The 6,216-nt window shown below is 74.1% G+C and carries 4 protein-coding genes and 1 pseudogene; all 5 read left to right on the forward strand.

Features of this window, described 5'->3' with window-relative positions; genetic code table 11:
- On the forward strand, positions 1-1,413 hold a 1,413-nt coding region (locus GTW08_RS30955), incomplete at its 5' end, for a hypothetical protein (protein ID WP_202416514.1).
- Complete coding sequence (locus GTW08_RS06685) at positions 1,410-3,167, forward strand: cation acetate symporter (protein WP_161151579.1); 1,758 nt, start codon at positions 1,410-1,412, stop codon at positions 3,165-3,167. The genes GTW08_RS30955 and GTW08_RS06685, both read left to right, overlap by 4 nt.
- Positions 3,168-3,383: 216 nt before the next feature.
- Complete coding sequence (locus tag GTW08_RS06690; RefSeq protein WP_100879141.1) at positions 3,384-3,725, forward strand: DUF485 domain-containing protein; 342 nt, start codon at positions 3,384-3,386, stop codon at positions 3,723-3,725.
- A gap of 86 nt (positions 3,726-3,811) precedes the next feature.
- Positions 3,812-5,314, forward strand: a pseudogene (locus GTW08_RS06695) (cation acetate symporter); the annotation flags it as partial.
- 436 nt (positions 5,315-5,750) lie between these two features.
- On the forward strand, positions 5,751-6,080 hold the full coding sequence (locus GTW08_RS06700; RefSeq protein ID WP_062399145.1) for a rhodanese-like domain-containing protein: 330 nt from the start codon (positions 5,751-5,753) through the stop codon (positions 6,078-6,080).
- The last annotated feature ends 136 nt before the right edge of the window (positions 6,081-6,216 follow it).

Consider the following 6,216-nt stretch of genomic DNA (forward strand, 5'->3'; position numbering starts at 1 on the left):
GCCGCGCCGTCGCCCGCCGCCCTTGCCCCGGCCGACCCGCGCCCGCAGGACGACACCCGGCACGACGGCGCCCCGCGCGACGACGTCCGCACCCCCGACGTCCGCACCCCCGACGTCCGCACCCCCGACGTCCGCGACCCGGACGCCCGCGACTCCGACGCCCCCGACGACCCCGATGCCCCCGACGACCCCGACGCGTGTGAGAGCGACGTCCGGCCGCTCCAGCCCACCCGCTCCCGCCCGGCCCGGACCCGTGCGAACCTCGTGCCGGATCCCTACGCCCCGGAGGGTGTGCGCCCCGGCGACGGCTGGTCGTCCGCCCCGGGGGTGACCCCGGCACCGGGCGTCGCCGACAGCGGGAAGCAGTGGCCCCCCTCGAGCGGCGGCTCCGGTCTGCCCCAGCGAGTCCCGGGCGCGACGTCGTGGTCGAACACCTGGTCCCCCGACCGCAGCGCGCTCCTGGCGGGCACCACCGACACGACCGGCGCCCCCGGGACCGCGGGCGCGACCGGCACGGCAGGCGTCACGGACAGTGCGACCGGCACCGACACGGCCCGCGGCCCGGACACGGCCGACACCCACGGCACGGCAGACGCCGGGATCCCGGCCCGTACCGGGACCGGGGACACGACCGTCGTCGCACCGGCCGACCGGCCGCGTCCCGAGGAGTCCCCCGAGACCGGTCCGGTCCCCACCCGCTGGTCCGCGGCGGGACGGCGCGGCCCCGTCGCACCGGTGCCGTACCGCCTCGCGGACTCCGCCGACCGTGCCGACGACGAGCTGGACGACGACCTCCCCGACGAGGACGAGCTCGACGAGGAGCTCGACGAGTTGCGCGGCGGCCCCCTCGAACGCACCGAGGTCATCTGGCGCGCCCCCGAGGTCGACGTCGTCGCCCCGGCTCCCGAGCCCTCGGTCGAGCCCGGTCCGGAGCCGTTCGCCCCGGCCGCCGCAGCGCCCTACACCGGGGCCCGCCCGCGCCCGTTCTCCGCGGAGCCGACCGACCCGCCCGCGGCCGTCGAGGAGCTCGACGACGCCGACGGCGCGGGGCCCGGCGCCGGGCGCGTCCGCGTCGTGCTCTCCGAACGCCGCTCGACCGCGCAGTCCTCGCGCGGGCTGTCCGACGTGCAGGACCCCGGCGCCGTCGGCACCCTGCTGCGCAACTCACTGGTCCGCACCCAGCTGCTGCTCGCGCTCCGGGTCAGCGTCGTCGCGCTGATCGGGCTGGGCGTGCTGCCCGCGCTGTTCATCGCGGTCCCGGTGATCGGTCAGGTCGAGGTGCTCGGCATCCGGTTGCCCTGGCTGCTGCTCGGCGTGCTCGTCTACCCGTTCCTGCTCGGCCTGGGCTGGTGGTACGTGAGCTCCGCGGAGGCGGCGGAACAGGACTTCGCCGACGACGTGGCCGATCGATGAGCCTGACCGCGATCCTGTCGCTGGTCGCGATCGTCCTGGTGGCGGTGGCGTCCGCCGTGATCGGCTCCGTCGCCCACCGGACCCGGCTGACCTCGGACTTCCTCGTCGCGTCCCGGTCGGTGCCGTCTCGGCTCAACGCCGGCGCGATCTCCGGCGAGTACCTGTCCGCGGCGTCGTTCCTCGGCATCGCGGGGCTGATCCTCGTCCGGGGCGTCGACGCGCTCTGGTACGCCGTCGGCTACACCGCCGGCTACCTGTTCCTGCTGCTGTTCGTCGCCGCGCCGCTGCGCCGGTCGGGCGCCTACACCGTCCCCGACTTCGCCGACGCCCGGCTCGCCTCGCCGGTGCTGCGCAAGGTGTGCACGGCCGTCGTCATCGTCATCTGCTGGCTCTACCTGCTGCCGCAGCTGCAGGGCGCCGGGCTGACCGTCGGCATCGTCACCGGTCTGCCCGACTGGATCGGCTCCGGCGCGGCCGGGGTGATCGTGGTCGCCACCGTCGCGCTCGGCGGGATGCGGTCGGTGACGTTCGTGCAGGCGTTCCAGTACTGGTTCAAGCTGACCGCGCTCGCCGTGCCCGCCGTGATCGGCCTGGCCGTGTGGCTCGGCGACGGCCACACCTTCGCCCGCGACGAGCCGCCGGAGTTCCGCGAGCCCACGACCGTCTCGGTCGGCACGCCGGTGACACTGGAGGCGCGGCTGGCCGTCGACGTCGTCGCCCGCGGCACCGTCGACGGGCAGGCCGTCGACGGCCCGCTCCGCTGGGTCGCCGGGTCCACCCACGAGGTCACCGCCGGGACCGAGCTGCGCTTCGCGGCGGGCGATCCGGTACCGGTCACCCGCGGCGCCCCCACCGACGACGAGAGCTGGCTGCGCCCGTTCACCGGCTCCGAGCAGCACCAGCTGCTCGCGACCTACTCCCTGATCCTCGCCACGTTCCTCGGGACCATGGGCCTGCCGCACGTGCTCGGCCGCTTCTACACCAACTCCGACGGCCGGGCGGCCCGGCGCAGCGCCGTACTCGTCCTGGCGATGCTGGGCGGCTTCTACCTGTTGGTGACCCTGCTCGGCGTGCTGTCGCGGGTCTACACCCCGCAGCTGCTGGTCACCGGCCGCACCGACGCCGCGGTGCTGCTGCTCCCGACCGCGATCCTGGGCAGCGGGCTGCTCGGTGCGCTGGTGGGCGGCCTCGTCGCCGCGGGGGCGTGGGCCGCGTTCCTGTCGACGGCGTCGGGCCTGCTGGTCAGCCTGGCCAGCGTCGTGTCCACCGACGTGCTGCCCCGCCACGGCCGGATGACCCGGCGCTTCCCGCTGGCGACGGTGCTCGCCGGGGTGCCGCCGACCGTCGTCGCGCTCGTGCCGACCGGCCTGAACTTCGCCGAGGCCGTCGCGCTCGTGTTCGCCGTCGCCGCGTCCACGTTCTGCCCGCTGCTGGTGCTGGGCATCTGGTGGCGCGGGCTGACCGACGTCGGCGCGATCGCCGGGGTCGTCGTCGGCGGGGTGGTGTCGGCCGGGGCGGTCGTCGCCGCGCTGGCCGGCGCCGACGTCTCCGGGCTCGGCACGTCGGCCGGCTGGATCGGGGTCCTGCTGTACCGGCCGGCGATCGTCAGCGTGCCGCTGGCGTTCGCGACGATGGCGCTGGTCTCCAACTTCACCCGCGCGCGCCGCCCCGCCGACGCCGGCCAGGTGCTGCTGCGCCTGCACGCACCCGAACGCCTGGGTCTCATGCGGGACCGATTGGACGACAGGGCCTGACGGGTCTCCCCCGAACGGGTCTACACAGCGTGACCGTTCGGACGGGTCGATTCCTCCGGACCGGGGTTCTTCGTCGGTAACGGCACGCAACGACGTTCCCCGATGCGATACCCCGTCGTTGTTCCGGGTGAAGTGTGTCCCCCGGGGGCGCGCCGCGGTCCCCCGGCCACGACGCGGCCCGGCTCCCCGCAGCACGACCCGAAAGGAACCGGCGCCATGAGCAGCCCCGCAGAGCGCTCGGCCGGCACGATCTACCAGCAGATCCAGGCGAGTCCCGAGTTCCGGGCGTACCGCAGCCGACTCCGGCGCTACGTGTTCCCGATGACCGCGATCTTCCTCGCCTGGTACCTCGCGTACGTCGGTCTCGCCAGCTACGCCCCAGATTTCATGTCCATCCGGGTCGTCGGGACGATCACGGTCGGGCTGCTCGTCGGCCTCGGCCAGTTCGTCTCCACGTTCCTGATCACGACCCTGTACGTCCGGTTCGCCGAGCGTGAGATCGACGGCCCGACCGCCGAGCTGCGCGCCCGGGTCGAGCAGGCGGAGGTCCGCGCATGACCACGTCGGTACTGGCCCAGGCCGAGTCGGTCGGCTCGGTCGCCGCGAACCTCGGGTTCTTCCTGCTGTTCGTGATCGTGACCCTGATGATCGTGCTGCGGGTCAGCCGCACGAACGCCACGCGTGCCGACTACTACACCGGCGGCCACGCGTTCACCGGCCCGCAGAACGGCACCGCGATCGCCGGTGACTTCCTGTCCGCGGCCTCGTTCCTCGGCATCGCCGGGGCCATCGCGCTCTACGGCTACGACGGCTTCCTCTACTCCATCGGCTTCCTCGTCGGCTGGCTGATGGCGCTCCTGCTCGTCGCGGAGCTGCTGCGCAACACCGGCCGCTTCACGATGGGCGACGTCCTGGCGTTCCGGATGCGCCAGCGCCCGGTCCGCGCGGCCGCAGCGACCTCGACGCTGGTCGTCTCGCTCTTCTACCTGATCGCGCAGATGGCCGGGGCCGGCGGGCTGATCTCGCTGCTGCTGCAGATCCCGAAGACCGACACGCTGTCGCAGGCGCTGGTGATCGTCGTCGTCGGCGGCCTGATGGTCGTCTACGTGCTGTTCGGCGGCATGAAGGGCACCACCTGGGTGCAGATCATCAAGGCCGGGCTGCTGCTCACCGGCGCCGCGGTCATGACGACCTGGGTGCTGGGCCGCTACGGGTTCAACCTGTCCGCGGTGCTGGAGCAGGCCACCGAGAACTCCGGGCGCGGCGAGGCCATCCTCAACCCGGGCCTGCAGTACACGAACAAGATCGACTTCATCTCGCTGGGGCTGGCGCTGGTGCTCGGCACCGCGGGCCTGCCGCACATCCTGATGCGCTTCTACACGGTGCCCTCGGCCAAGGAGGCCCGGCGCTCGGTGGTCTGGGCGATCTGGCTGATCGGCATCTTCTACCTGTTCACGCTGGTGCTCGGCTACGGCGCGACGGCGCTGCTGCCGCCCGGGACGATCACCCGTGCGAACCAGAACGACGCCGCGCCGCTGCTGGCCTACGCACTCGGCGGCGAGATCATGCTCGGCCTCATCTCGGCGGTGGCGTTCGCGACGATCCTCGCGGTCGTCGCCGGTCTGACGATCACCGCGTCGGCCTCGTTCGCCCACGACGTCTACGCCAACGTGCTCCGCCGCGGCAACGCGACGCCGGAGGCCGAGGTGAAGGTCGCCCGGACGACCGCGCTGGTCATCGGCCTGGTCGCGATCGGCGGCGGGATCGTCGCCAACGGCCAGAACGTCGCCTTCCTGGTCGCGCTGGCGTTCGCCGTCGCCGCGTCGGCGAATCTGCCGACCATCCTGTTCTCGCTGTTCTGGAAGCGGTTCAACACGACCGGCGCGCTGTGCAGCATCTACGGCGGAGTGATCGTCTGCGTGGGCCTCATCGTGATCTCCCCGGCCGTGTCCGGGTCCCCGACCTCGATGGTGCCGAACGCGGACTTCGCGTTCTTCCCGCTGTCCAACCCCGGTCTGGTGTCGATCCCGGTGTCCTTCGCCCTCGGGATCATCGGCACCTTCCTCGGCGGCCGCGAACGGTTCAACGCCGCCCGCTACGCCGAGATGGAGGTCCGCTCGCTCACCGGTGCCGGTGCGGTGCGCGCGACCACCGCGCCGAAGGAGGCGCCGAAGCCGACCGCCGTGCCCGCCGAGGACCTCATCGGGATCCCCCGGCGCGGGGCCGAGGGTTCCGGTCGGCACCGCTCGCAGCCGCGCCCGCAGCCCCGGCCGAACCCGGGGCAGCAGCGTCCGCAGACCAGCCGCCAGGCCGGCGAGCTGTTCGGCAACACCGGGCTGACCGGCACCCAGCCCGCGGTCGGGGCCGACGGGCGTCCGGACCTGTTCGGGACCGGGCGCAGGCCCGGGCCGCAGGGCACCGGCGGGTACCGCCCCGCGCAGGGCACCGGCGGATACCGGGCCGTCCAGCCGCCGCTGGACCCGAACGAGGTGACGATCCCGCACGGGTCGCTCTACCGCGACGACGGCCGCTGACCCGCGCCGCTCACGGCGGGTTGACGGGGCGGCGGGGCAGGATGGCGCCATGTCCGACCCGGTTCCCGCCGTGAGCGTGTCCGATCTCCCCGCCGACGCCCCGATGCTGGACGTCCGCGAGCTCGACGAGTGGACCGCAGGGCACGCCCCGCACGCCCGTCACCTGCCGATGTCCGAGCTGGCCGGCCGGATGGGCGAGGTCCCCACCGACGACCCGCTCTACGTCGTCTGCCGCTCCGGTGGCCGGTCGGCCCGGGTCGTCGCCTACCTCGCCCAGCAGGGCTTCCCGGCGGTGAACGTCGAGGGCGGCATGCAGGACTGGGCCGCCCAGGGCCGCACGGTCGTGACCGACGACGGCAGCGCCCCCCGGATCGCCTGACCCGTGTCCGCGCCGGCGTCCCGACGGCCGGGCCCGCCGTGCCCGCGCTGCGGCCGGACGGCGCCCCCCGGAGGGGGTGCGTTCTGCCCGTGGTGCGGCCGGTACCTGGCCGCCCTGGACTGGGTGGCGACGACGC

The sequence above is a fragment of the Pseudonocardia sp. SID8383 genome (genome assembly GCF_009864975.1).
GTDB classification, from domain to species: Bacteria; Actinomycetota; Actinomycetes; order Mycobacteriales; family Pseudonocardiaceae; genus Pseudonocardia; species Pseudonocardia alni.

Excerpts from the sequence above, each read along its gene's own strand:
- GTW08_RS06690 (WP_100879141.1), top strand. The coding sequence starts at position 3,384 with ATGAGCAGCCCCGCAGAGCGCTCGGCCGGCACGATCTACCAGCAGATC.
- GTW08_RS06700 (WP_062399145.1), top strand. The coding sequence starts at position 5,751 with ATGTCCGACCCGGTTCCCGCCGTGAGCGTGTCCGATCTCCCCGCCGAC.
- GTW08_RS06685 (WP_161151579.1), top strand. The coding sequence starts at position 1,410 with ATGAGCCTGACCGCGATCCTGTCGCTGGTCGCGATCGTCCTGGTGGCG.